General features: G+C 31.1%; 1 pseudogene. It reads right to left on the minus strand.

Annotated elements, in window-relative coordinates:
• Positions 1-106 precede the first annotated feature (106 nt).
• A pseudogene (locus SB658_RS26045) lies at positions 107-251 on the minus strand (histidine phosphatase family protein); the annotation flags it as partial.

The raw sequence follows: 251 nt of genomic DNA on the forward strand, positions 1-251 counted from the left end.
TCCGAGTATTCATCATACCACATTTAGAATAGAACTACTAATTGAAGTGTCTCACTAAACAGAAAGATATCACTCTAACTATTTTCCGTATAATCCCAGCACATACTTATACATTAATATGTTCCGCAATATTATATTTCAGAACATCCCATTTCCCACTATTTTCTTTCACATAACTAATACATGCATTTTTTAATGGTGTCTTAAACGAAATATCTTCCGGTGCAATTGCATGTAAAATTGCTTTTATC

Origin of the sequence: Bacillus sp. SIMBA_008 (assembly GCF_046535495.1) — a bacterium.
Taxonomy (GTDB): Bacteria; Bacillota; Bacilli; order Bacillales; family Bacillaceae; genus Bacillus; species Bacillus subtilis.